Origin of the sequence: Borreliella garinii, from assembly GCF_001922545.1 — a bacterium.
In the GTDB taxonomy this organism is placed as follows: Bacteria; Spirochaetota; Spirochaetia; order Borreliales; family Borreliaceae; genus Borreliella; species Borreliella garinii.
In genome coordinates, this window is the sequence record NZ_CP018744.1 from 375,189 (window position 1) to 400,527 (window position 25,339).

25 protein-coding genes are annotated in these 25,339 nt (G+C 28.6%); 2 read left to right on the plus strand and 23 right to left on the minus strand.

What is annotated here, in order from left to right; all coding sequences use genetic code 11:
• Window positions 1–2: 2 nt before the first annotated feature.
• A complete protein-coding gene (gene rlmB / locus BLA33_RS01690; protein ID WP_029346491.1) occupies window positions 3–743 on the plus strand; it encodes a 23S rRNA (guanosine(2251)-2'-O)-methyltransferase RlmB in 741 nt (246 codons plus the stop codon).
• 49 nt (window positions 744–792) lie between these two features.
• Here rlmB and trxB read toward each other — a convergent pair whose 3' ends face one another.
• The 7 genes from trxB to der all read right to left on the minus strand — a co-directional run bounded on the left by trxB (window position 793) and on the right by der (window position 14,854).
• Complete coding sequence (gene trxB / locus BLA33_RS01695; protein ID WP_029346492.1) at window positions 793–1,773, minus strand: thioredoxin-disulfide reductase; 981 nt, start codon at window positions 1,771–1,773, stop codon at window positions 793–795.
• A 70-nt stretch (window positions 1,774–1,843) separates the two neighbouring features.
• Window positions 1,844–3,544, minus strand: a complete 1,701-nt coding sequence (pheT, locus tag BLA33_RS01700) for a phenylalanine--tRNA ligase subunit beta (RefSeq protein WP_029346493.1) — start codon at window positions 3,542–3,544, stop codon at window positions 1,844–1,846.
• Window positions 3,532–5,094 carry a phenylalanine--tRNA ligase subunit alpha gene (gene pheS / locus BLA33_RS01705; protein ID WP_029346494.1) on the minus strand — a complete coding sequence of 521 codons (1,563 nt, stop codon included), beginning with the start codon at window positions 5,092–5,094 and terminating at the stop codon, window positions 3,532–3,534. Before pheS ends, pheT begins: the two co-directional genes overlap by 13 nt.
• Window positions 5,095–5,105: 11 nt before the next feature.
• Window positions 5,106–11,594, minus strand: a complete 6,489-nt coding sequence (locus tag BLA33_RS01710; RefSeq protein WP_029346495.1) for a SpiroCoCo family coiled-coil protein — start codon at window positions 11,592–11,594, stop codon at window positions 5,106–5,108.
• 19 nt (window positions 11,595–11,613) lie between these two features.
• Window positions 11,614–12,300: an HAD family hydrolase gene (locus tag BLA33_RS01715; protein WP_075226364.1), complete on the minus strand. Its 687-nt coding sequence runs from the start codon at window positions 12,298–12,300 to the stop codon at window positions 11,614–11,616.
• Window positions 12,297–13,556 carry a hypothetical protein gene (locus tag BLA33_RS01720; protein ID WP_075226365.1) on the minus strand — a complete coding sequence of 420 codons (1,260 nt, stop codon included), beginning with the start codon at window positions 13,554–13,556 and terminating at the stop codon, window positions 12,297–12,299. Before BLA33_RS01720 ends, BLA33_RS01715 begins: the two co-directional genes overlap by 4 nt.
• Window positions 13,553–14,854, minus strand: a complete 1,302-nt coding sequence (gene der, locus BLA33_RS01725) for a ribosome biogenesis GTPase Der (protein ID WP_029346496.1) — start codon at window positions 14,852–14,854, stop codon at window positions 13,553–13,555. The genes BLA33_RS01720 and der overlap by 4 nt, the downstream gene beginning before the upstream one ends.
• 86 nt (window positions 14,855–14,940) lie before the next feature.
• Here der and BLA33_RS01730 point away from each other — a divergent pair, with 86 nt between their 5' ends.
• The gene (locus BLA33_RS01730; protein ID WP_075226366.1) at window positions 14,941–15,687 is read left to right on the plus strand and encodes a GerMN domain-containing protein; all 747 of its coding nucleotides are present in this window, start codon (window positions 14,941–14,943) and stop codon (window positions 15,685–15,687) included.
• Here the strand turns inward: BLA33_RS01730 and BLA33_RS01735 are convergent.
• From BLA33_RS01735 to BLA33_RS01810, 16 genes are all read right to left on the minus strand, one after another.
• Window positions 15,684–16,475 (minus strand): TlyA family RNA methyltransferase, encoded by a 792-nt coding sequence (locus tag BLA33_RS01735; protein ID WP_029346498.1) that lies wholly within the window; start codon window positions 16,473–16,475, stop codon window positions 15,684–15,686. The two genes, BLA33_RS01730 and BLA33_RS01735, sit on opposite strands and share 4 nt — an antisense overlap.
• Window positions 16,456–17,244 carry a TIGR00282 family metallophosphoesterase gene (locus tag BLA33_RS01740; protein ID WP_029346499.1) on the minus strand — a complete coding sequence of 263 codons (789 nt, stop codon included), beginning with the start codon at window positions 17,242–17,244 and terminating at the stop codon, window positions 16,456–16,458. Before BLA33_RS01740 ends, BLA33_RS01735 begins: the two co-directional genes overlap by 20 nt.
• Complete coding sequence (gene rny, locus BLA33_RS01745; RefSeq protein WP_029346500.1) at window positions 17,234–18,766, minus strand: ribonuclease Y; 1,533 nt, start codon at window positions 18,764–18,766, stop codon at window positions 17,234–17,236. Before rny ends, BLA33_RS01740 begins: the two co-directional genes overlap by 11 nt.
• A gap of 69 nt (window positions 18,767–18,835) precedes the next feature.
• Window positions 18,836–19,207, minus strand: a complete 372-nt coding sequence (gene rplQ / locus BLA33_RS01750) for a 50S ribosomal protein L17 (protein WP_004790934.1) — start codon at window positions 19,205–19,207, stop codon at window positions 18,836–18,838.
• A 21-nt stretch (window positions 19,208–19,228) separates the two neighbouring features.
• Window positions 19,229–20,263 (minus strand): DNA-directed RNA polymerase subunit alpha, encoded by a 1,035-nt coding sequence (locus tag BLA33_RS01755; RefSeq protein WP_029346501.1) that lies wholly within the window; start codon window positions 20,261–20,263, stop codon window positions 19,229–19,231.
• 15 nt (window positions 20,264–20,278) lie between these two features.
• Window positions 20,279–20,671 (minus strand): 30S ribosomal protein S11, encoded by a 393-nt coding sequence (rpsK, locus tag BLA33_RS01760; protein ID WP_002557092.1) that lies wholly within the window; start codon window positions 20,669–20,671, stop codon window positions 20,279–20,281.
• A gap of 27 nt (window positions 20,672–20,698) precedes the next feature.
• Window positions 20,699–21,076 carry a 30S ribosomal protein S13 gene (gene rpsM, locus BLA33_RS01765; RefSeq protein WP_075226367.1) on the minus strand — a complete coding sequence of 126 codons (378 nt, stop codon included), beginning with the start codon at window positions 21,074–21,076 and terminating at the stop codon, window positions 20,699–20,701.
• 17 nt (window positions 21,077–21,093) lie between these two features.
• On the minus strand, window positions 21,094–21,207 hold the full coding sequence (rpmJ, locus tag BLA33_RS01770) for a 50S ribosomal protein L36 (RefSeq protein WP_004790059.1): 114 nt from the start codon (window positions 21,205–21,207) through the stop codon (window positions 21,094–21,096).
• Between the two features lie 12 nt (window positions 21,208–21,219).
• On the minus strand, window positions 21,220–22,524 hold the full coding sequence (gene secY / locus BLA33_RS01775) for a preprotein translocase subunit SecY (protein ID WP_029346502.1): 1,305 nt from the start codon (window positions 22,522–22,524) through the stop codon (window positions 21,220–21,222).
• A 12-nt stretch (window positions 22,525–22,536) separates the two neighbouring features.
• Window positions 22,537–22,974: a 50S ribosomal protein L15 gene (gene rplO / locus BLA33_RS01780; RefSeq protein ID WP_004791092.1), complete on the minus strand. Its 438-nt coding sequence runs from the start codon at window positions 22,972–22,974 to the stop codon at window positions 22,537–22,539.
• On the minus strand, window positions 22,967–23,278 hold the full coding sequence (gene rpmD / locus BLA33_RS01785; protein ID WP_029346503.1) for a 50S ribosomal protein L30: 312 nt from the start codon (window positions 23,276–23,278) through the stop codon (window positions 22,967–22,969). The genes rplO and rpmD overlap by 8 nt, the downstream gene beginning before the upstream one ends.
• Window positions 23,279–23,281: 3 nt before the next feature.
• On the minus strand, window positions 23,282–23,779 hold the full coding sequence (rpsE, locus tag BLA33_RS01790; protein WP_004791464.1) for a 30S ribosomal protein S5: 498 nt from the start codon (window positions 23,777–23,779) through the stop codon (window positions 23,282–23,284).
• A gap of 12 nt (window positions 23,780–23,791) precedes the next feature.
• Window positions 23,792–24,151 (minus strand): 50S ribosomal protein L18, encoded by a 360-nt coding sequence (gene rplR, locus BLA33_RS01795; RefSeq protein WP_075226368.1) that lies wholly within the window; start codon window positions 24,149–24,151, stop codon window positions 23,792–23,794.
• A 17-nt stretch (window positions 24,152–24,168) separates the two neighbouring features.
• On the minus strand, window positions 24,169–24,711 hold the full coding sequence (gene rplF / locus BLA33_RS01800; RefSeq protein WP_029346504.1) for a 50S ribosomal protein L6: 543 nt from the start codon (window positions 24,709–24,711) through the stop codon (window positions 24,169–24,171).
• 17 nt (window positions 24,712–24,728) lie between these two features.
• Window positions 24,729–25,127: a 30S ribosomal protein S8 gene (gene rpsH / locus BLA33_RS01805; protein ID WP_004790962.1), complete on the minus strand. Its 399-nt coding sequence runs from the start codon at window positions 25,125–25,127 to the stop codon at window positions 24,729–24,731.
• Between the two features lie 9 nt (window positions 25,128–25,136).
• On the minus strand, window positions 25,137–25,322 hold the full coding sequence (locus BLA33_RS01810) for a type Z 30S ribosomal protein S14 (protein ID WP_004791438.1): 186 nt from the start codon (window positions 25,320–25,322) through the stop codon (window positions 25,137–25,139).
• Window positions 25,323–25,339 lie beyond the last annotated feature (17 nt).

Here is a 25,339-nt window from a genome sequence, read left to right on the forward strand (position 1 = left end):
ATATGTATATAACTCATGCCAATTCAATAATTGAAAGCATAAAAAATAATAAAGGTTTTGAACTTTATATATCAAAAAAAAGTTCAAAGACTAAAGAAATTGAAAGATTAGCTAAAACACAAAATATAAAAATAATAAGAATAAGTATAAATGAACTTGACAAAATTCTTAAAAGCAAAGACCACAGAGGATTTGCATTAAAACTAAAACTTGAAAAAAATAAAAATGAAAAAACACAAACTAAAGATTTTGAAAACCTACTAGAAACATTTAAAAAAAAAGAACATGCTTTCATTTTGCTTTTGGATAAAATAGAAGATCCCCAAAACTTCGGAGCAATCCTTAGAACAGCAGAACAGTTTAGTATAGATCTTGTAGTTACTACTCAAAAACGTAGTGCAAAAGACAATTTAACAGTTTTGCGCACTAGCTCTGGTGCAAGTCAATATGTAAAAAAAATAACAGTTACAAACATAAACAACACAATATATTCTTTGAAAAAACATGGCTTTTGGATATACGCTGGTGATATTAAAGGACAAGATATAAACAAAATTAAAATAAACGATAAAAAAATTGCACTTATTTTAGGGAATGAAGGCAAAGGCGTACACAAGCTAATAAAAGAAAATTCTGATTTTTTAATAAGAATCCCAACTAGCGGCAAAATAGACTCACTTAATGTTTCTGTATCAACAGGCATTTTAATTTTTGAAATCAAAAGGCAATTAAATCTACTCTAAAACATTAAATTAAAGCTTTATTTAAAACTAAAAAACATCTTAATAAAAACTATTTTAAAAAATTTCCTAACTCAACAGATGCAATAAACCCTTCAGCAGCAGCAGTAATGGCTTGAGCATAAAGTTTATTGCTAACATCTCCACACGAAAAAACACCATTAACACTTGTTTTAACAACATCTTTAGTTATAATAAATCCCTCTTCATCCAAATCTAAAAATCCCTTTAAAAATTCTGTATTCGGCTTATAACCAACAGCCATAAATACACCATTTACTTCTAATTTATTTACAACATTATCTTTTTCATTAAAAATCTTAATCGAAGAAACAGAAGATTCGCCATCTACTTCTATGGCTTCTGAATTATAAAAAATCTCAATATTTGGCAACTTCGCAACACTATCTCTTAGCATAGCAATAGCCCTAAGATAATCTTTTCTTACAATAATATAAACCTTATCCACTAATTTGCTTAAATAAATTGATTCTGAAAGGGCAGTATTGCCTCCACCAATTACGGCAACCCTTTTACCTTTAAAAAGATGTCCATCACAAATAGCACAAACCGAAATACCCTTATTCCAAAATAAATCTGAATTTTTAAGAGTTTCAAGTTTTTTAGGTTTTGATCCCACAGCAATAATAACAGCTTTACTTTTATAAATATAATTTTCTGTATAAAGGTAAAAAATATTATTCTCCCTTTTTATAGAAAAAACAGTTTCGGGAAAAGTTTTGGCTCCAAGATTTACTACTTGCTCTCTCATATTTAACATCAAATCTCTACCACTTATTCCATTTTTAAAGCCAGGATAATTATAAACTTCTGTAGTTGTAGTAAGCTGTCCTCCAGGTTCAGGGCCTTCTAAAATAGCAACTTTATAATTACTCATAACAGAATAAATACCAGCTGTTAATCCAGCCGGACCAGATCCTAAAATTATTACATCTTCAATAAATTCTATCTCTTTTTGAGATAAATTTTCCTTTTTGGTCAGATTTACATTAATAGTTTCAAATTCTAACATATCTAAATTTTAAGCCTCTCTTAAAAACTTCAATATAAATCTTAGCATTGCTAAAATTAATATTAAATATTTAAGATTGACTCATAAGTTTATTGATATTAACCTCAAAAACAGAACATGGAATAAAAATCCCAAAATTATTCAAAACATAAGGTGAAATTTCACCAAAGCTACCCACATTGAAACCTTCAATCAAAATATCTGCTCCCCTACCATTAATATAAAAAGTAGCTTTTGACTCTCTTAAATTAATCTCAATATTTAAATAATAAAAAAGCGTTGCAACAATTGAATTAATCTCATTAAAAGAAATTTCTTTGCCAGACATTAAAAAAGCTAAATTGGTAAAAGTGCTTGTTCCTTCAGCAGCATCCAAATTCTTTAAAGCTACCTTGCCAACCTCAAAAATTTTATGTGGATAAGGAAAATTAGAACTAACGCTTTCTGATTTTAATAAATTAGGTATTATTGATGCTCTAATATATTCATAATTCTCTGTCATTGGATTAGATACTTTTAAAAAATTTTGATCATCAATATTCATTCTATCAATAAAATCTTTCTTAGAGCCCATATAATTATAAATCATCTCTTGGAATCCCATACCCACCATTAAATTTCTAACATTCCTTGAAAACTTTTCCAAAGCCCCAAGCCTTCCTATTGTAAAGGCCTTGGGAAGCTCTGGATAAAAACTTGCAAGACCTTCCCCTATCATTACATCTTCAATTACATCAACTTCATGAAGAAAGTCATTTCTATAAAAGGGTGGAATAATATAATTTTTAAAATCTCTAGAATAAGAACTTACTCCCATTTTTTTTAAATTAAGGCAAATACGCTCTAATGTTAAATTAGTTCCAAGCAGTCTATTAACATTTTTCACATCAAACTCTACTTCTTCTTGAAAATAATAAGGGCATACTAATTCTTCAAAATCTAAACCAAAAGGCTCTCTAAACACAGTTTTTACGGGCAAAATTTCAAAACCCATATCATAAAAATCACAAGCTACTATAGATAAAGCTAGCAAAGTTGCTTCAAAATCGATGCCTGTAACCTCAACAAATAAATCAGTATCACCAACCTTTAAAGATCCAATATTGTTAGAATTAATTATTGGGGGGTACGAAACTACTTTATTATTATTATCTAATAATAAAGGATACTTATCAAAATTTTTGACAATATAGGAATATTCCAACCCTTTGGGATGCTTTTCATTTATTTCTAAAAGAGAAAGCTCACAATCCATTCCCAAAGGAACAAACTTATGATTAGGAGACGAAGCAACATAACTGATTGGAAATTTAATAAAATTAGAATTATACATCCCCATTGCAACTCTTCTTCTCTTTTGTCCATAACTTTGACAAAGTTTTTCTTGAAATTGAATTAGTGCTTCAAGCATTCTATCATTAATAATCAATCCTTTTGCTAAAAACCCAAAAATAAACGGTCTTATTTGGGACATTTTATTGTCCACTAAAATTTCACCATAGCACTTTTTGAAATCTCCTTTTTTTGAAAAAAAATCATAATAAGGAATTTCTCCAAAAAGATACGTTTTTATTTGACGAGCAAGTCCAGTATAAGACCACAAATCTGGTCTATTTGTATCATTAAATTCTATTTTGATTTTTCCTGAATTTTCATCAAAACCATCAAATTCTGCTTTAAATGGTTCAAGTAATTCTGAAATCTCTAAATTTGTAAAATTTTTTCCTATTTTATCTAAAAAAAGATTTTTGTAAATTTCTACCTTTGGCATCTTCTCTTTCCTCGCCTTAAAACAACATCACCAATATCATAAGTAAAAAGATCTCTTAAATCATTTAGGCCTAAGTGCATTAAAGCCATTCTATCTATTCCAATTCCCCAAGCAATAACAGGAAAATCAATGCCTAAGGGTTTTGTAACTTCTGGCCTAAAAATTCCACTTCCTCCAAGCTCAAACCAGCCAAGAACAGGATGTTTTACATGTATTTCAATCGATGGTTCAGTAAAAGGAAAATATGCGGGAACATATTTAACTTCTGTAGCGCCCGCAAACTCTTTGGCAAAAATTTCAAGAAGGCCTAGCAAAGTTTTAATACTAACACCATCCTCAATAACAATCCCCTCGGTTTGATAAAAATCGACTCCGTGAGTTGCATCTACTTGATCATATCTAAAACATCTAATAACTCCAAAATATCTGCTTGGATTTTTGGCATTAATTAATTGTTTTGCAGAAAGAACGGTGCCATGGGTTCTTAAAACCAATCTCTTGGAAAGATCCTCACTAAAGCTATATCTCCAACCTCTTGAGCCTGTTGCATATCCTGTTTCATGAGCTAATTTTACATTAGAAAAATAAGGTTCGGGTAAAGATTTTTGCATACTGGGATCTGCAATGTAATAAACATCCTTAATATCACGAGAAGGATGAAATTGGGGCATAAAAAGAGCATCGTTGTTGAAAAATTCTGTTTCTATCAAAGGACCGTCAAACTCTTCAAAACCAAGCCCTACCAATTTGTCTTTAATTTTAGAAACATAATCTAAATAAGAATTAAAGCGCCCAATAAAAATTTTAGCTGATGGAACATGAATATTATAAGCTCTAAATTTTTTATTCTCATAAGTCTTATTTTTTAAAATTTCAGGAGTAAGCTTAGTAATCTCATCTCCTGTTAATTTGTTTTTCATTAAAAAATTTTTGACTTCCAATCCAAAACCAGATAATCTAAAAGTTAAATCAAGTTTTTCTGTTATTTTAAAAAATACAGAATCTGCTCCTTTTTTCTTAGCAAAATTTGATATTAATGAAAGCTCTTCATTTGTTAAACTTTCTCTAAGAAGATCATTGCTTTTTGCTCTTTCTAGCAATACACGTATTTTTTGATAATTGACCTCTATGCCGTCTAAACAATTTATAATAATCTGTTTATTCAAATCAAGAGAAAGAATGCCCTCTTTTAATAAATTTCCAAACGCTTTGCCCACTTCTTTAACATCAAGATCAAGCTCTAAGGCTAAATTTGAAGCAAAAACTGCCTTTCGAGATACCAGGTTTATTATTTTTTCCTCAACAAATCCAGCTGTTAAAGCGCTAAGGCCTCTTTCTGTTGCTTTATAAAATACATTTAATTTCCTACAAGTCTCTTCAATAATCTTTTTAGAATTTAACCATTCAATTGTTTTGTTTGCCTGACCTTCATTAAACCCTAATTTTTCAATAATAATTGAAGCAGAAATATCATCCTCTTCTCCATTGTTTAAAATTATTTTCATCTCAAGAGGATGTAATGTTTTTATTAAATTTAAATCTGACTTCATAAATATAACCCTTAATCACCTTTGTTGCTTATACCAAGCTCTAAAATAAGTTCAACTTCCCCAATAGATAATTTAGTAGCTCTAGAAATTTCTTCAGCACTCCACCCCTGTCTCATTAATTTTATTACAGAATTCCTAACAGTTTCATTATTAAGACCAACATTATCTTGATATTTAGAATCTGTTTTGACAAGAATACCAAGAGTTTTTATTCTCTCTTCTGCTGCAATATTTAAATTCTCTAACCTTGTTTCAGATTTCACTACCTTTTCTCTCATAGTTAAAGTATTTTTTAACCTATTTTCAATATCTAAGAGCATTTCCCTTAAATTCTGAGCATTAATCAATACTTCTTCTGAAAGCCCTTTGTTTAATAAAAGATTCGAAACAGCATTTTCCATATCCTTTAGATTGTTCTGAAACTTAGCACTCTCTTTACTTAAAGTATTAAATCTTTTCTCCATTTCATTTATTAAATCAAAGTTTTTATCAACGGACTCTATAGTACTCTTTAATATACCCTCTTTATTGCTAATTCTTTCATAATTATCAAGAATATTTCTCTGTTCGTCAGCTATATCTTTTATTTTAGCTTTATAAATTTGCATTTCATCATAAGATTCGATTAAACTCTTATATCTACTATCAAATGAAGAGTAAAATTCAAAGAATCTATTAAAATCATTCTTAATATCTTTAATAGATTCTTGTTCTAACTTCAACTCATTAAAAGTTTCAATAATACCTAATGTTTCTTTTTGAATATTATAGAATTCCTTGTTAACGTTTTCAAAATTATTTTTATATTCTTGAGCAAGATCTATCTCATTTTTTAAAGTTTCCCATAATTTTTCCAACTTCTCCTTAAGAGAATAAGCCTCTAAAAATATAGAATTATTTTTTTCAAGCTCAGCATCTAGTTTCTTAAAATTTTCAATTTGAAAATTTATTTTATCATAACTATCTTCAAATTCTTTTCTCAAGTCAGATTTATATTCAACCAAATTGTCTTTAGCTTCACTAATAAATTTATTAAATTCAGTATCACAATTTAATATTTTAGATTCAAGTTCTAAAACATTAGTATCAACTTCTTTCAATAATTCTTTATAATTTTTCTTGAACTCAACCTCAAATTTATCAATTTGTTCTTGCAAATCATTCTTTACAGTTTCAATCTCCAACGTTGAATGTTTTAAACTTTTTTTAAGCTCATCTTCAAGTAAGCCAAACTCTGATTTTATAGATTTAGAAAACGCATTATATTCATTCTCAATTGATGCCTCAATATTATTTCTATATAAACCAATTTTTTCAGAAAATTCTGAAATATTTTTATGCATTAATTCAATTTGACCTTCAAAGCTTTCTTTATCACTAGAAATTACATCAATCATTTCCCGTCTTACTTTATCAAGATTAGAAGACAAGGTTGTAAACTCATTCTCTAATTTTTGATTAAGCTCAAAAATCCTATCTTCAAGGCTCTTTTGTTGATCTAAAAATTTCACTTCTGCTTGAATTAAGATGTCTTCGGTTTTCTTATTAACCCTTTCGTCTATCTTTTCTACTTTAAAATCAACAAATTTTTCAAGATCTAAAACTTTAAGATTTAATGACTCACCAATATTTTTAAAATCAAGATTAACTGATTGTTCAATTTTTTTAGCCTCGCTTTGCAAATTGCCAAAAATCTCTTCAGCCTTAATCTCAAGGCTATCTTTAAAAGATTCTAAACCAATCTTAACATTAAGAATATCATTCTCAAATGATTTAATTTCAAGTTCAGCAAGACTTATTTTTTTTTCTATTGTACTATAAGATTTTTCTTGCCAATTTTTTACATCATCTTTAATATTTAAAAACCAAGAATCAATAATATTTTGCCTATTATTTACAAAATCAATAAATTCATCTACCCTTCCAGTAATATTAGTTTCCATTAAAGCTATCTCACTCTCCATATCTTTTTTTTTAGAAGAAAATTCCTTAGTAAAATCTAAATAAAAATTTTCTTTATCATTTTTCATTTTTTGTTCAATATCTAGGCGGAAACTTTGAATAAGTTCTGTTTTATTTTCTAGATTTTTAGACAAATCATATTCTAAATTTTGAATTTTATCATTATACGAAGCAACAAAGTTTTCTAAAGAATATTTAAGCTCTTCACCTCTAATTTTCAAATCTTTAAAAAAATCTTCTTCTAATAGCTTAAGATGAGATGAAACATTATGATAAGACTCTTCTTTCAATCTAATAACATCTTTTTCAATATTATTTAAATCAGATTCAAGATTTTTAAGATTTTTCAGTTGAGATTCAAGTTCAAAAATCATCTCTTTATTTGAATCCTTAAACTCTTCACTTAAAGTTGCAATATGAGAATTCAATCTCTCTAAAAACTCATCGTACACATCAGCATACTTTTTCTCAAGCCCATCATATTGACTTAAAGCTAAATTATCAATGGCTTTAATTTTATCATCAATTTTACTCTCCAAATTCAATTGCCCTTCATTACACCTTTCTTCAAGTTCAATATACTTAAGATTAAAATCATTGGCTATTTTATCAATACACCCATTCACTTTATCATTCAAATTTTTCTCTATGCTATCAAAAGTATTTTCAATTGATTTTAAAGAATCGATTCTCTTATGAATTTCATTTTCATACTTTACAATGTCATCATCAATTAAAGTGTTTACCTTTTTTATACAAACCTCAAAATGATTTTTTATATTCTCTTCAACACTTCCTTTAATCTCTCCAAATTGAGAATTTATAATACCGTAACAATCTTGAATTTTATCTCTCAATTCTTTTTCAAACTCTAAAATATCTTTTGATCTTCGCTCTATTATCTCAAAATTATGATCCATTTCAGAAATCTTAATTTGTAAATTTTCATCATTTATTGTAAGTGTTTTATAAATTTCATCTCTAATTTTTGAAATAGCTCCCTCACTTTCAATTAAAAACGTAGAATACCTCTCTTCAAAATTACTCTCAATAAGTTTAAATCTTTCCTTATAAAGATCGTTTAAAAACTCAGACTTACTCTCAATATTATTTTTAAGATCATTTGTTATCTCTCCAAATCTCTCTTTTGCTTGCATAATATCACTATCAATAGTTTTCCTATAATCAATTGCTTCCTCTAATCTAGATTTATAATACTGTTCAATCTCTTTAACAAACTCACTAATTCTTGCCTCTCCATCATCTGTTAGATCTTTAACTTTTAATTCAAATTTTTCAACTTGATATTTTGATACATCAAAAGATTCCTTAAGTTTTTGAAGATTTTCATCCATACCTTTGCTAAGATTATCTATTCTATCTGTCAATCTTCTATTTATATTTTCAATCTCATGCATTATTTCATTTTCAAGTTTACTAGAAATATTTTCTGAGTACCCTCTATAATTAGATATCACTTCATTATATTTTCCATTAATTTCTTTATTTATATCATTAAACTTTACACTAAGGGAATCAAGAGTAATATCTATATTGGCCTGAAAAGACGCAATATCGGTTCTTTTATCCTGCAGCAAGCTATCAACCTCTTTAACAAATTCCTCTGAATTGTTTAAAACTACAGCAAACTTTTTTGACAAATTTTCCTCAAGTTCTCTAGTCTCTTTATTAAAATGATTCATTATATCTTGTAAAAGCTCGTCAGAATATATAGCGCCTTGATTTCTAAACTCATCTATTTTTTCAAGGTAATAACTCTCAAGGCTTTCTATGGAAAATTTAAGCTCTTTAATTTTTGTAGTCACCTCAGAATCTATTAAATCCAAATCCACTTTACCCGAAGATAATAAATTCTCAATTTTAACAGTTATTTCGTTTAATTTGCTTTGCCAATCACTAAGCTTACTGTCTACTTCATTGTTAATTAAATCTTTCCTATTTAAAATATCTTTAGAGATTCTATCTAAAAAATCATCAATTTGCTTTTGATTGTCTGATTTTATATTAGAGACAATTTGCAGCTTTGATTCAATAAATTCATTAAGATCGGATTTAAAATTATTTAAAATATCTTCTGATTCAATTTTGAAATCTTTTAATTTATAATCACATTCTTCAATCTTACTTATAACAAAATTATTTTTATCATCAAATTTTTTGTTCAAATCCTCAAGCATAAATACACTTTTATCTTTAATTATTTCTGTTTGCCTATTAATAAATTCTTTAATTCCTAATATAGCCTCGTCACTTTGTGCATATGACATATCTTTTAATTCTTTATATTTTTCTATTACTAAACTCTCAATATCGCCTGTTTTTAACAAAACATATTCTATTCTATCGTTAACATCTCTTTCTAGATTTTCTATTTTTAAAGTAGCAGATGAAAGTAGCTCTTCACTAGAGATCTTAATATCAAGCAATGATTTATTTAAAGCAATAAGCTCATCCTTCCAACTACCATGAATGTCAATAGCTTTCTTTTGAATATGATCTGAAAGATCATTAAAAACATTCTCACTAAGTTCTATTCCCTTGTCTTTTTGAATCTGAATTAAACTTAAAAATTCTTCATTTGTTTTATTTATTTGAGATTCAATATTTTTTAAATTAGAATCCATCTCACCTTGCCACTTTGAATATTGAAGCTTACTTTCTTCTAGCTTACTAACAAAATTATTTACCTCATCGGAATAACGATTCTTAAACTCTACTATATTTTTATCAATTTCATCTTTAATATTAATTAAATTGGTATTAAAATCTCTCTTTAAAATCTCTTGATTTTCTCCAAACATATTACACAAAGATTCAATTTCATTTTCTAATTTCTTGTTTAAATCTTGAAATTCTCGACAATTATTAATTGCTTCTTGAGAGAGCGTTTCAAATTTCTCACCATAAACTAAAGAAAACTCATCCATTTCTGCCGTTAATTTATCTTTAAAGCCTTTATATTTAGATTCCATTTGATCTTCAAATTTAGAGCTACTAGAATCTAAAGATTCAAAAAGAGTAGTGTACTTGGCATTTATATTATCAGTTAAATTTGAATAATTATTATTAAACCTGCCATCAATTTCTTGGAAATTAGAAATCAAATTATCATTAAGCTTAATAAGCTTTTCTTGAATATTTGAATCAACATCTAAAAGTTGAGATTCTAATTGCCTTTTAAGTTGATTAATATCATCTTTAAAACTTTCACTAAATATTTCAATGTCTGACCCAAACTTATTTTTAAATTCAAGATATATTTCATTAGAATCGTCCTCAAGCTTCTTAATCAAAGAGATGGCACCTGCTTGAACACTTTCCATTTTAGAATTTAAATCTAACAAACTAAGCTCTACCCTTTCTCTAATATTCTTATCAACTTGGCTTATTTTATCTTCATAGTCCTCATAAATATTTTTAAGATTCAGCTCAACTTGAGATCTAAATTTATCAAAAACATCATCAACCTGCTCCTCATACTTTCCCATCTCTATTCGTATTGACTCCTCAAGTGAATTAATTCTTGAATAAACATTGTCCTTGAAAGAAGAACTCATAGAAGAAATTTCATTGTCCACTAAAATCAATTTATCCTCAAGTTTATCTTGAATTTCCCTAGAACGATCATCAACGTATGTGAAAATATCTTTAAATTTATTTTCTAATTCCTCATTCAGTCTATTTAAAATAAAATCTTCTTTCTCATTAATTTTATTCTTTACGTTATCCATAATAAGCTCTATAGAATCTTCTATTAACTTATATTTGTTTTCATAAAAAATAAAAGAACTTTCTATCTCTTTATTATATTTACCAATATTAAATTCAACCTTTTCAAGAAAATCATTAAATTCTAAATCTAATTTCTCATTACCCTTATATAAAATATCCTTTTTTCTCTCTTCAATATTTGCTAAATCTTTTTCATAAAGATCAATCTCTCTATTCAAATTATCCATTTTAAAAACAAGGTCCTTAATATTAATATCAAACTTTTCCCAACTAGCAATTTTAATAGACTCGAGATTTTCTTTATTGGACTTTTCAAATTTTTCTAACACTGAATTCAAATTTGATTCAACAGAATCAATCTGTGTGTTAAATCCTTTTAAAGTTTTTGAAAGTTTATCTACTATTTTCCCATCAACTTGCAACCTTTGAATATTCTCTTGAACTTTCAAGGTCATTTCGTCAAGATCCTTGAGCATAGAATCATGATAAGCTATCTTTTTTTCAACCTCTGCAAAATCATTGCTCTTGTTTTTAATCTTTTGCTGAACTTCATCAATCTTTTTTATTATTTCTATGCTAGATCTTTGATAAGCTTCCATATCAACAGCAAGATCATTAATCTCTTTTGTCTTATCTTCAATAAAATCTTCAAGATTAACCTTCGCAAGATCGATGAACTTTTTAATTTTATCTAACGCCCTAGAACGTTTGTCATATTGCCTATAAATAAACAAAACTATTGAAACCAAAAAAAGGTTAACTAAAATAGTAGCAAAATCTATCATAAAATATTTTACCCATATTCTATATATTTAAACGTATATATTCTCTTAAGTCTTTATAATCATGAAAAATAAAATCAATCATTACTTTGCAATTTATATTCTTTTTTGAAAAAAAAGCTGCTTTCATTGAAACATTTTTAGCGCCCAAAATGTCATATTCATAAGAATTCCCTACATACAAAATATTATTACTACTCAAATTTAAATCCTCAATAATCTTTAAAAAAGGTACTTTATGTGGCTTTAAATATCCAGTATCTTCTGAAGAATAAAGAATATCCCAAAAACTATCCTGAATGCCCAATAAATTTTTGACACGATCTAAAATAGGAAAGTCCGACATTACACCTAATTTTATTCCCTTAAATTTAAGCCAATAGATTAAATCTTGAACTCCAAGATATGGCTTGAGTTTTTTAAACTTATCGCTAAAAATTTGACTGTAATATATTTTATTTAATAAAAAAGCACACCTATTCTCATCAAGATTTAAATGTTGGGAAAGCATTTTAACCTGAAGGGAAAAAAATTCATCCCTATTTGAAGGTGAAAATTGATTTCTTTGTAAAATGCGTATTTTTTTCCTAATCTGTTTAAAAGCTAAAAAAAACTTAACATTGGTTAAAAATTCAAAAAACATTAATTTATTTCTATCCACCTCAGGATACAAGGTGCCATCTAAATCAAATATTACAGCTTTAATCATGATGATTGATTATTTGCCTTTATAGCTATAGGTACTATTGGTAAATTTTCAGGAACCTTAACTCTAACTAAATGAATATAAGAGTTTGGATATCTTTTTTGAAGAGACTTGATTGAAGTCTCAGAATTAACTTCATTAACTGAAACTCTAAAAATCCTATTTTCATCAAGAAATGGAAGAAACAAAACAACATGTTTATGAAGCATCATACTTGATAAATTGTTAACACCTGTGCTAATAGATCCAAAATAAATATATCCAGGCTCATCTAAAGCCAGACTATATAATAAAAACTCTAAATTTTCAATTTTATAGCCACGATTGTCAATATAATTAAAAAACTTAATATTATTGACATCATTTTCCTTAATTTTAGATAATTTTAAGTCCATATTAATATTATTTATCCTATAGGCAATATTACGAATCCAATCAAGACCAAAAAAAGGATCCTTGTTAAATTCCTGACTTTTAGTAAAAACACTCCCTCTAACACCAATATGCCTAATCTTAAGATCATCAATTCTTAAAAGTCGCCCCGTCATTGATTTATAAATCGAATCCGCCACCCATTTAACAAATCCTGAACAATTAAATCCTACAGGATCTTTTTGCAACAACCCAGTTTCTATGTGCACCATTTTGCCATACTCATCCATTGCACCATCAACAACCTCAGCAATGGGAAAAGATGAGAGAGTCTTTCTTAAACTAATTACCATATTAGAAATATTTTTATAAATATCAAAATATTCAGGAATAAAATACCTAAAATCAATAACCTTGGCAATATAATTTATTATATTGCTAATAGAAGTTACTGCAATGTCTTGAATCTTAAAAGGTAATTTAACGTCTTTATAAATTAAAGTATTTATTAAATAAAAATCAGCACTAGAAGAAAATTTTGAAGATTTTATTCTAATAAACGTATCCCCTCTGTTTATAAAAAATATTTTTATCTGCTCAATACCATCTTTGCCCACCTTAATCACATAAGAACCTGGGAAAATATAATCCACATTCTTTTTTTTATTAAAAAAAGAATAGTAAACATACCCAGGATAAACTGCACTTGAAACTTCAATGTAACAATTTTCTGTAATAAAATGCTTTATTGGACTTATTTTTTTTTGCACATCGCTTGAATTAAAATATTTTGAATACTTACTCCTTATATCAAAATCATAAAAAAAGCTCTCAAGCGCAAAAAGATTTAGACTCTTAATTATTAAGAATAAAAATATATATTTCACTTTAAATCTCTTATTTTTTCTCTCAATTCTACTAAAACTGGAATATTTTTATATCCAATTTTACGCAAATTATTTACTAAATAATTATAGTAAGAATTTGGAAAATTCTTTATTTTATTTGCAAAAAGAATAAACTTTACAGGATTAGTACTAACTTGTGTAATATATTTTATTTTATGAGAAATGTTTAAATGATAGTCTTTGATCCACAAATTTAACATTTTATTTAAATCTGAAGTGCTGGTTTTAAGCTCAAGCTGATCTTTTAACTTCAAAGCTTCTTTAAAAAGAGAATCTAGACCTATCTTCTTATGAACAGAAATTCTAAATATAGGAGCAAAATTTAAAACAGGGAAAAAAAATTTCACACGACCCTTTAAAGTTTCAAAATAGCCTTTAGATTCCTCTAAAAGATCCCATTTACTAAACACAATAATAATTCCTTTCCCCTTTTTAGTAACATAATGGGCAATCTTTTTATCCTGAGAGGTCAATTCTTCTTTAACATCAATCAACAAAAAAACAATATCCACCATGTCAATTACTTTCAATGCCCTATTAACAGAATAATATTCAACAACCTCATTTACTCTAGCTCTTCGTCTTATTCCAGCTGTATCAATAATCTCAAAAACTTTTCCATTTCTAGTTAGTTTTGTTTTAATAAAATCTCTAGTAGTGCCGGGCTGGTCTGAAACAATTGAAATTTCATTTCCAGATAAATAATTAATAAGAGTGGATTTACCTGAATTAGGCTTACCTATAATCCCAACCTTAATATTAACTTCATCCTCAATATTGGCTCTTCCAACTTCTGATTTTAAAAAATCTCTAAGCTTAGTAATGCCTCTACAATGAAGTGCACTAACAAGGAAATACCGCTTAAACCCTAAATTATGAAATTTATGGGCTAAAAATTCCTTATCTTTAGTATCTACTTTATTTAAAACTAAAATTACCTTACTAGTATATTTTCTCAGTCTTTCAATAACCTCATAATCTTCAAGTAAAATTTCATTAACATCTAAAACTAATAAAATTAAATCAACTTGTTCTAAAGAGCTTAAAACTTTTTGAACAACAATTTTGCTAATTTCATCTTTTAAGATCGTAAACCCACCAGTATCAATTAATTTAAAATTAAAAGAACCAACCTTACAAACCTCTTCAACTAAATCTCTAGTAACACCGTAAGTACTCTCGGTGATACTTCTTTTTGTATCTAAAATTCGATTAAATAAAGCAGATTTCCCAACATTCGGTCTACCAACAATAAGAACCTTTTTGTAACTAAGCAAAGCAAATATACCTCTTTATTTATTCCGATATTTCCATTATAATAGCAAATATTAGTATTTATGCCAATTACAAATGAGTGTTTATATTGAAAAGAAAAAAAAGTTCAAGCTCAAACAAATCAGACATACTTCTAATTTTAATTGCTATTACTTTAACAATAATTAGTGCACTATTAATAATCAAAAATTCGCTTATTATGCATATTTTTAAGGAAAAAAATTATGATAACAGTTTATTTGAATCAAGTCAAACACAAGATAATAAGTTAATTGAAGCCAAAAAAGACACAAATCAAAATGTAAATACAAAAATACTTAAAAATGAAAGTTTTTTAATCCAACCACCAGAAATAAAAAAACTTGAAGAAGAGCTCAAGCAAAACCAAAGAAATAATAACCTTAAAAACAAAAAATTTATTAAACTTTATTTTATAAAAGTCACTCCAGAAGGCTATTTTTTAAGACAAACTGTAAAAAGAGCTATATATTACGACAAGAATATACTTGAAGAAACACTAAAATCTTTAATCAAAGGGCCAAATGAATACGAGCTAAAAAATAATTTTTTAAGTTTAATACCTATAAAAACTAAACTGTTAAACTTAAGCCTAAGCGAAGGAATTGCCAAAATAAACCTATCTAAAGAATTTTATGAAAATAGTTTCGGCATTGAAGGAATAATTAATCAAATAGCTCAAATAACCTTGACATGTCTTGAAATTAAAGGAATTGCTGGAATAATTTTAACAATAGAAAATAATCCAATAATACTTGAAGAATTAAACTTAAATTTTTCAGGAATATTAAATAAAAAAACTTTAGACAAATATTAAAATTCAATATTGTTAAGCAATTGCATAGAGCTTAAAATATTTAAAACGTTTGACCTAACAACTAAAAACATAAATTCTTGATTGCCTTTTTTACCTTTTGTTTTTAACTTTAATATATTTTTAACTTGTAATTTGTTTTTATAGAACTTTTCAATTACACTTTGCAAAATTGTCTTCAAATAATCGCCATTCACAACACCATTAAAATTTTTTATATCTAAATTTAAACTTTTAACCTCAAACTGAGGCTTGATCAAAACCATAATAAAATTATCAGAAAGCTTATCTATTAAATTCACACATATGCTTATTGATGATCTAAAAGAAACATCTACAACCGCAAAATTAGGAACAATTTTAAATTCTGTAACATCAAAAATATTAGTTCTCTCTAAAACTTTAACTCTTGGATCAATTCTCAATTTATAAGAAAGTTGATTAGTACCTACATCAACTGAATAAACAAAATTGGCACCACACTGCAATAAACAATCAGTAAAACCACCAGTTGAAGAACCAACATCAACACAAATTTTATTTTTCACTTCGATCTTAAAATCTTTAAGAGCTTCTAAAAGCTTGTAACCTCCCCTTGATACAAATGTTTGACAAGCATTCTCAACTAAATCTATTTTACTTGTTTTGCTTATTAAGACTTTAGGATTTTTTTCTTTATGAGAATTTACATATATATTCCCTGTTAAAATCAAAATCATTAATTCTTCTCGTGTTTTTTTTGGATACCTTTTACAAAGTATGTTTAATAAATTATTTCTGAATCCTTTCAATTTTTAAAGCGCGGCCTGTCTTTAGATTAGAAGTAATAATAACTCCCTGTAAAATTGTGTCATCTTCTACAACTTCAGCTCTTAAAGGAGTATATTCAAGTAAGCCTTTAAGAGAAATATCAGGATTAAATCCTATTACAGAATTTAATCCACCTGTCATCCCAACATCACTAATATAGGCTGTCCCTTTTGACAATATTCTTTCATCTTTAGTCATAACATGGGTATGAGTACCAACTACACCTGTTACAAAACCATTTAAAAAATATCCAAAACTTTCTTTTTCATAATTACTCTCAGCATGGAAATCTACAAAAATGGTTCTAACCTTATTGCTGAGCATATTGACCAATTTTTTTGTATTATCAAAAGGATTCTTAACAATAAAATTCATATTTAAAACCCCTTGAACATTAATCACAGCAACCTTTTCATCTCTAATAGTTAAAAAACAATAACCATGACCATCTAACAAATCTGAAAAATTATTTGGCCTTAAAATATATGTTTGCTTATTTAAATAGTCATTTATTTTGTAATTAGAATATACATGATTGCCAGTAGTAATAACATTAACACCCGATCTAAAAAGATTGTTTGCTATTTCTGGAGTTATTCCAAAACCGTTTGACGAATTTTCTCCATTAGCAATTACCAAGTCTATTCTATATCTGTTCTTAATATTTTTAAGATTAAAAAAAACTTTTTTTAATCCACTCTCACCTATTATATCCCCAATTATCAAGGTTTTAATAGTGCTATCTTGCATATTCAATAACTCTAGTTTCACGAATAATTGTAACTTTAATTTTTCCAGGATATCTCATTTCAGCTTCTATCTTCTTAGCAATGTCTCTTGCAAGTAAAATTGATTTTTCATCATTAACCAACACATTGTCAACAATAATTCTAACTTCACGACCAGCTTGAATCGCATAACATTTTTGAACACCTTCAAAACTATATGCAATATCTTCAAGTCTTTTAAGTCTATTTATATAGTTATTTAAACTTTCTCGCCTTGCTCCCGGACGAGATGCTGAAATGGCGTCTGCTATTTGAACAACAATAGCCTCAAGACTCTCGGGTTTCACTTCATTATGATGAGCAGCAATGGCATTGACAACAATTTCGCTCTCTCCACAACTTTGAGCAAGTTCAGCACCAGTAATAGCGTGTCCCTCGCTATTCTCAGAAATACTTTCCATCCCTTTCCCAATATCATGTAAAAGGCATGCTCTTTTTACTACAATAGGATCTAATTTCATCTCTTTAGCTAAAATTTCTCCTATTATGGCCGTTTCTTTAGAATGGCTTAAAACATTTTGACCATAACTACTTCTAAAATAAAGCCTTCCCAACCCTCTAATAAGCCTCTTATCAAGCCCATGTATATTAAGATCAAAAACTACTTTCTCGCCTTCTTCTTGAATAATACCATTTATCTCATTGGTAACATTATATACAACTTCTTCAATCCTAGCAGGATGAATTCTGCCATCTGTAACAAGTCTTTCTAAAGTCCTCTTAGCAAGCTCTTTTCTTATTGGATCAAAACAAGAAATAACAACAGCCTCAGGAGTATCATCAATAATAATATCGGCCCCTATTAAAGTTTCAAGAGCCCTAATATTGCGCCCTTCTTTACCTATGATCCTCCCTTTCATCTCGTCATTAGGTAATTCAACAGAAGCTACTGTAAACTCCGAGCTTACCTCTGTAACAATACGCTGCATAGTAGATACTAAAATATCTTTTGCAACTTTATCTGCTAATAACTGGGCTTCCTGTTCGCTTTTATTAATAATAAGTTGAGCATCTCTTCTGGATTCATGCTCAACTTTTTCAATTACAATTTTTCTTGCATCTTCTCTTGTAAGACCAGAAATATTCTCCAATCTTTTAACAAGATCTGCCTCTTTTTCTCTTATTGCTTTTTCTTTTTGTTCAAATTCTTTAATTTTAAAATCAACTCTAGACTGCTGTTTATCAAGAGCAGATATCCTCTTGTCTAAGGTTTCTTCTCTTTGTAACAATCTTTTTTCTAGATTAACAATCTCATTTTTCCGATCTCTTATATCCCTATCTTGCTGGTTTTTTTCTTTAAGCATTTGAGATTTTGCATTAGCAATAATTTGCTTTCTTTCATTTTCTATCTCTAATTGTGATTCTACCCTTACTTTTGTCAGATTTTTTTCTAAATCTAATAAAGACAATCTACCTAAAAAAACTCTTACTAAAAATCCTAATATAAAGCCAGCAAAAATAGAAGAAAAAATAATATATGTCATATCATTTAACTCCTATGCTGTTTAAAAGCAATTTAAACTTTAATCTTTAAAACAGTGTGTAATTATTAATTATTCAACTTTTAAAGGCTTTTCAACTAATTCTAGGATAGCCATTTCAGCCGCATCTCCATATCTTTTTCCTAATTTAATCATCCGAGTATACCCACCATTTCTTTGCCTAAAAACAGGAGAAATTTTTGTAAACAGCTTATTTAAAATATACTTATCATGTATAAATTTTGATACTTCCCGTCTATTATGAACAGTATCAACTTTTGCCCTTGTAATTAATCTTTCAGCAAATCTTTTAACTTCAAACAATTTTGCCTTAGTAGAAGAAATTTTTTCATGTTTTAAAAAAGAAATTATCATATTTTTTAAAAGTGCTCTCCTATGACTAGATTTCCTACTTAACCTATTAAAACCTAATTTTGTTTTCATGAAATAACCTAAACTCTCCTTTTATTCCGATATTTTAACATTCTTACTCAATACAGATAAAGCATCTTCTTTAGACATTCCTAAAAACAATTGATAAGAACTAAGTTTTTCGACTATCTCTTCTAAACTTTTTTTCCCAAAATTTCTTGCCTTAGAAAGCTCTTCTGCATTTTTACTAATAAGTTCCCCTAAAGTTCTAACATTTTCTTTAGCCAAACAATTTAAAGATCTGACTGACAAATCCAATTTTTCAATACTCATATCAAGTAAGTTAGAACTTTCTGATTTTGATTTCTCAAAAGATGTATTAACATTATCTTCAAAATCTACAAGGGGAAATAAAAACTCTCTTATTATTGATGCGGCCTTTTTTATAGCATCTTTGGCAGAAATCACGCCTGTAGTCCAAATTTCCATTACAAGCTTGTCATAATCTGACCTTTGTCCAACCCTAGTATCTTCTACAGAGTATGAAACTTTCTCTATAGGCGAAAATATAGAATCTAAAGCAATAACATTAACTTCTTCTAAATACTTGGAATTTTGCTCAGAAGACACATAGCCTCTACCATAGTTAATTTGAAATTCAAGATCTAAATTCACATCCTGTGATAAAGTAGCTATAACTAAATCTCTATTAAAAACCTCAACTCCATCTCTTTCAAAATGAGAAGCTTTCAAAACCTTGGTATCTTTACCGCTAACACTAAAGCTTATTGTCTTTCTTTGCTCTCCTTCTCCAAGTTTCAAATGGATATTTTTAATATTAGCAATGACCTCAAGAGTATCTTCAGAAACTCCAGGAATCAAATCAAATTCACTTGAAACAACCTTTGACGAAGAATCTTTATTGTTAGACTGAATTCTCATAGCAGTAATCGCATACCCTTCAATAGAAGAAAGCAACACGCGTCTTAAAGTATTACCTATAGTAACTCCAAAACCTCTTTCAAAAGGATATATCGTAAATTTACCATAAGATCCATCACCTTGGCTTTTCAAAAATTCAATTTTTTCAGGTATAGTAAAATCTTTCAAAAATTTTTCTACAGGCATCATAACTCCTTCTAGCTAAACTCGTCTGGTTTTTTTCGGTCTACATCCATTATGAGGGATAGGGGTAATATCTGAAATTGACTTTACAGTCATACCAATTGAACCAATAGCTCTTATTGCAGATTCTCTACCAATACCTGGCCCTTTTATATATACATGAACATAATTAATTCCAAAATCTCTTACTTTATTTAAAGCAGATTCTGCTGTTATTTGAGCAGCATATGGAGTCGACTTTTTAGCCCCTTTAAAACCCATTCCGCCGGCACTTGCCCAAGCTAAAGCATTCCCCTTTATATCAGATACAGTAACTATCGTATTATTAAAAGTAGCCTGTATATAAACGTTTCCTTCTCCGATGTTTCTTTTAATTTTTTTTTTACTATTAGTTGATAATTTTGCGCTCAACTTGCCCTCCAAATCTTAAAAACTATTTTACTTACTAGCTATTTTCTTATTAGCTACAGTCTTTCTTTTTCCTTTTCTAGTTCTTGCATTCGTTTTAGTTCTTTGTCCTCTCAAAGGCAATCCTTTTCTATGCCTAACGCCCCTATAACATGCTATATCCATAAGTCTTTTAATAGACATAGCAACCTCGCTTCTAAGTTTTCCCTCTACAACATAATCACTCTCAATTACCTTCCTAAGTCGATTAACCTCATCATTATCCAAATCTTTAGCAATTTTGCTTGGAGAAATACTTGACTTATTGCAAACTTCCAAAGCTCTTGTTCTACCTATACCATAAATAGAAGTAAGCGCTATTTTTAATTGTTTATTACTTGGTAAATCTATTCCCAATATTCTAGCCATCTTATTTCCTCTAATTTTTACTTTTGTCTTTGTTTGTGCTTTAAATTATCACAAATAATCCTTAATACACCTTTTCTTTTTATGACTTTACATTTTTCACAAATTGGCTTTACACTTGCCCTAACTTTCATAGTCAAACACTCCTAAATTTTTTGCAAAAATGCATAATTTTTTTTATTTCTATAAGAAAATCCTTGAGTTTTCAAATAAGCATCAATATGAATCAATGTATCAAGCGCAACTCCTACCATAATAAGCAAAGAAGACCCCCCCATTATCCTAGAAACATCATGCGGAAATCTAAAAATATTTTGCACTAAAAATGGAATAATTGCAATAATTGACAAAAAAATAGATCCTGAAAATAAAGTTTTATTCATAATTTCATCTAAATATTTTTCCATCTCATCAGACTTTATTCCAGGAATAGTGCCTCCGTTCTTACGAATATTATTACTTATTTCTTTAGGACTTAACTGAATCTTAGAATAAAAATACGTAAATCCGATTATTAAGACTACATTCAAGAAAGTATAATAAAATCCGTTGGGCCTTAAATAAGATAAAATTTGTCTAGCTATAGAAGAAGTTTCCGCAAAACCACTTAAAATTTGTAAGGGCAAAGTAATTAAAACAGAGGCAAAAATAACAGGCAAAACGCCCGATGGATTCAACTTGATTGGCAAATATGAACTAACCGTACTATTAGAATTTGCCCTAGCATAATGAATAGCAATTCGCATTTGAGCTTTATATTCATATATAATTAAGATAACAACTAAAATAAATATGCTTATAACAAGTATCACAAAAACAGGATTAACATTTTGAGAAGGATCTTGCATGCTTTGGAATAAGTTAAACAAAGCTGCTTGAAGTCTAACTACTATGCCGGAAAAAATTATCAAAGATGTTCCATTGCCCACACCTCTTTGGTTAATCTGCTCTCCAAACCACAAAAGGATAAATGTTCCTGTAGTAACTGTTAAAATAGCAATAAAAATATACCTATAAAAAGGAATAGTAACGGCACCCGGAATACCCTTAGCATAAAGACTTGTTGCATATCCTTGAACCATAGCTGCAGCTATTGTTAAATATTTTGTATATTTTTTAGTCTTTTGTCTCCCTCCATCACCTTCTTGCATTTTTTTCAAATAAGGAAAAGAATAAACAAGAAGCTGAACAATAATAGATGCTGAAATGTAGGGCCCTATACTAAGCATAAATATAGAAAAATTACTAAAAGCTCCACCTGAAAAAAAATCAAAATAATTAGCAATTGAAAAATCTGATTGTGACTTGAAATAACTTTTAAGCGCTACAGAATCTATTCCTGGTATCGGCAAGTATGAACCAACTCTAAAAAGAAAAAGAATAAATAAAGTAAACAAAAACTTATTTCTTAAATCCTTAACAGTAAATAAACTTAAAAACAATTCTTTCATTTTTATTCCACTTTAAACTAATTTAATAGTACCACCGATTCTTGTTACAAGGCTTTCAGCTGATTTAGAAATTTTAGAAACTTCCAAGGAAACTTTTTTTGTAAGCTCGCCATTAGACAAAATCTTAATTTTTTTATTTTTCTTTCTTATAAGTTTATTTTCAAGCAAAGTGTCATAGTTGACTACTTGTCCATCCTTAAATTTTTTATCTATATCTCCAAGATTAACAATTGTATATTTCAATTTATAATCATTATTAGAGAAACCTTTCCTAGGTAATCTTCTATAAAGAGGAGTCTGCCCACCTTCAAATCCAAGTCTTGGAGAAGTATTTCTCGCTTTTTGACCCTTTTGCCCTCTCCCAGAAGTTTTACCAAGTCCTGAACCCGGACCTCTACCAACAATTTTACGTCGCTTGTTAGCTCCTTTAGGCTTTAATAGGCTAAACATTATTTACCTCACTTAATAAAATCATATTAATAGTCTCGTTAAGCATGCCTTTAATAGATTCATTTAAAAAATGGACCTTTTTATCACCTATTTTATTTAAACCTAGCGCTTTTAAAACTTTGACCTTTTTATTTAATTTCCCAATAAGACTTCTTACGAGAAAAACTTGCACATTAATATTATTTCTAGAAATAATTTCCCTATTCTTTTCCATTCTTCTAATAAAACATTTATTTTTAGACCTGGACCTTGAGGCATTAAACCTAGCTTTCTTTAGTTGCAATCTTAATTTCCTTTTAATCATATATTAACCCCATAAAGTTTTTAAAGTTTTTCCGCGCATCTCTGCCACTTTTTCAGCATTTAAAACTAAATCAAATGCCTTAAAAGTCGCCTTTACTACATTCATAGAATTATTAGAACCAAGAGATTTACTCAAAATATCATGCACTCCTAAAGCTTCCATTACAGCTCGAACAGGCCCTCCTGCAATAACACCAGTACCATGAGTAGCTGGCTTGATTAAAACTTTAGCTTTTTTAAAGCAACCAATAACCTCATGTGGCAATGTTCCTTTTCGAATAGGAACAAATCTTAAATTTTTCCTAGCGCTTGTTAAACTTTTTTTTATTGCATCACTAGCATCATTAGCTTTGCCAAAGCCCCAGCCAACATATCCTTCTCCATCTCCAACAACCATAAAAGCAGCAAAAGAGAATCTTCTCCCGCCCTTAACAACTTTAGTAACTCTGTTGAGTGATATTAATTTTTCTATCTGCTTTCTCTGTGCCTGAACATCTACCATAAATACACTCCCTTAAATATTAATACCAAACTCTCTCAAAGAAGTTGCAAAACTTGCAATAAGTCCATGATACTTATAACCATTTCTGTCAAAAATAAGATTATTTATATTTTTCTCCTTAAGCCTTTTAGCAAGAACTTCTCCAAGCTTTTTTATATCATCAATATTTTTGCTTAAATTAAGACTTTTTTCAATAGTAGAAATACTTACAACAGTATGCCCCCTACTATCATCTATGACTTGTGCATAAAAATACCTATTAGATTTAAATATAGTAATTCGTGGCCTGCTCGCTACTCCACGCCCTATTTTGTCCTTTATTCTTTTTTTACGCATAAGCTTTCTCTGTTCTGCTTCTTTTATTTTTTTCATAACTACTAACCCAAAATTTATTTTTTTACACCAGATTTTCCAACTTTTCTTCTAATAACTTCATTATCATACTTAATACCTTTTCCTTTATATGGCTCTGGTTTTTTTAAACTTCTAATCTCGGCAGCAACCTGACCAACCTTAAACTTGTCTATTCCTTCAACAGAAATTTTAGTACTACCGTCAAGCTTTACATTAATACCATCTGGAACAACATATTCAAACTGAGTTGAATAACCAAGGTTTAAAAAAAGGCTATTGCCTTGTTGTTCTACTCTATACCCTATACCATTTATAGTAAGAGACTTGGAAAATCCTTCAGTTACTCCTTTTACCATGTTAAAAATCAAACTTCTGTAAAGACCATGGTAAGCCTTTGTTTTTTTATCGTTAAAAACTCGATCAACAATAACGCTACCATTCTCAACTTTAACATTAATGCTGTCTTTTATATCTTGAACCAATTTTCCCCTAGTACCTTCAACTATTACTAAATTGCCTTTAACATCAATCTTAACAGTATCTGGAATCTTTATCGGAAGTCTTCCAATACGTGACATATATTCCCCCTATTAAACTACCAAACTGAGCAAATCAACTCACCACCTATTTTTTTATCTTTAGCTTCCTTTCCAGTAATAACACCTTTGGAAGAAGATATGATTAATATTCCATATCCATTCTTTATTCTTGGCATATTCTTATATGAAGAATAAATTTTTCTACCGGGAGTAGAAATGGCATCTATTTTATTTATAACAGGATTTCTTTTGTTGTCATACTTTAACAAAACTTTAATAAAAGCAATTCCTTCTTTTTCTAAAAAATTAAAATCCTTGATATAACCTTCTTCTTTAAGAATGTTTAATATTGATTTATTCATATTGGACATCTTTAAATCTACAGATCCATGCTTAACTCTGCTTGCATTCCTCAATTTAGTTAGCATATCTCCTACTGAATAAGTAATCGCCATAAAATCCCCTTACCAACTTGATTTTGAAACGCCAGGAATTAATCCTTGAGACGCATACTTTCTAAAACATATTCGACACATACAAAAATCTCTCAAATATCCTCTTGGACGACCACACAACTTGCATCTATTATTCTGCCTTGTTTTATATTTAGGCTTTCTTAAAGCCCTAATAATCATTGATTTTTTAGCCATATACCTTATAAATCCCT